The organism is Gryllotalpicola ginsengisoli DSM 22003 (assembly GCF_000419445.1).
GTDB classification, from domain to species: Bacteria; Actinomycetota; Actinomycetes; order Actinomycetales; family Microbacteriaceae; genus Gryllotalpicola; species Gryllotalpicola ginsengisoli.
In genome coordinates this window covers 1-1,333 of sequence record NZ_AULK01000022.1, presented here as the reverse complement: position 1 = coordinate 1,333, position 1,333 = coordinate 1, and the positions used below count along the sequence as shown (strand labels likewise).

Sequence of the window (1,333 nt, the reverse complement as noted above, 5' to 3'; positions counted from 1 at the left end):
TGTCCCGCGTCAAGTAGTTGGCAGGATTTCTTCTGTTTCAAAGGTGGGGGTGGTGGGGTCGGCCAGGCCGAGGTGCACCTCCAGTGGCCGGTTCCAGGCGATCGCCTCATGAGGGCGCTCGGTGTTGTACTCGACTCGGTAGTCCTCGGCCCGCTCGATGAGCGTCAAGGAGTCCGGGATCTCGTCGAGGAACAGCCGCTCGTACTTCAGCGTCCCGAACCCGCGTTCGCGTGACCCGTTCTGGCCTGGCGACTTCACCCGGGTGCGGACATGCCGAAGCTCGGGGTGACGCATGATGAACAACTCGAAGTTCAACGACCGGAACGGGCCGCCATTGTCCGTGACGATGGTGAGGACCGGCAGCAGCTCCCCGGTGTCCGCATCGACCTCACACTCGTCGACGAGCGGGTGCCCGAACAGACGCTCGTACTCGGCCAAGGCGAGTTCGATCGCGGCGATCGCGTCGTACTGGTTCGCCGTCGGCGACACATGGAACGGGTACTCGAGCTTCGAGAACCAGTCCCGACACCCCGCGATCCGCCAGGTCCCGCCCTGGGTGGTCTCGAACTCGCTGAAGTCCAGCTGCCACACCTGGTTCGGTCCGGTCGGGTTGCGAGCGAACGCTGCCTTCCGGTCCTTCGCCAACTCCCGACGCTGCTTCTGGTACTCCGACGGCAGGATCAGCCCGTCGTCACGCAGCAGCCGCAGCACCGTCGCCTGCGACACCTTGTGCCCGTCGTGCCGCGTCATCGCCCAGATCTTCCGGTGACCCCACGCCGGCTTCGCCAACGCATGCTTCACCACCAGCGGCCGAGCGGCATCCCTCGCCGGCTGCGGCCACGGCCCCTTCGGCGGCTGTTCCTGCCGCGCCTTGGCCTGCCAGCGTCTCCAGGTGCGTTCGGGCATGTCGATCAGCTTGCAGAACCTCGCGGTCGACATGCCCGCCTCGACGCGGATCACCTCGAGGTCCTCGAAGGGCCCAAGCGTCCCTCCGCGGACTTCTTCCATACCCGGATCTCGACCGCCGCCTCACCGAGCGCCTGGGTCAGCTCCGCGACCTCCGCCTCGAGCTGCTGCTCCCGGGTCGAGGGCCCGTTCTTGCCCGCCGCGAGACTCGTCTTCCCGGCCTCGAGGAAGTCCGCCTTCCACCGGCCGATCGACTGCTCGCTGACCTTCTCGCGCCTGGCCGCCTCGGCGATCGTCATCTCGCCGGCGAGGATGCTCAGCACGATCCTCGTCTTCTTCTCCACCGGGATCACAGGTGGTCTTCCCATGTCGAACTCTCCGCTCAGGACTCAATCAATGGTCCTGCCACAAAGTCTGACGCGCGACA

At 66.3% G+C, this 1,333-nt stretch carries 2 protein-coding genes; both read right to left on the bottom strand.

Annotated features, from left to right (window positions below; all coding sequences use genetic code 11):
• Positions 1 to 9: 9 nt before the first annotated feature.
• On the bottom strand, positions 10 to 960 hold the full coding sequence (locus H563_RS0114190; protein ID WP_022883239.1) for an integrase core domain-containing protein: 951 nt from the start codon (positions 958 to 960) through the stop codon (positions 10 to 12).
• Positions 957 to 1,274: a transposase gene (locus H563_RS0114185; RefSeq protein WP_022883238.1), complete on the bottom strand. Its 318-nt coding sequence runs from the start codon at positions 1,272 to 1,274 to the stop codon at positions 957 to 959. The genes H563_RS0114190 and H563_RS0114185 overlap by 4 nt, the downstream gene beginning before the upstream one ends.
• Positions 1,275 to 1,333: the final 59 nt, after the last annotated feature.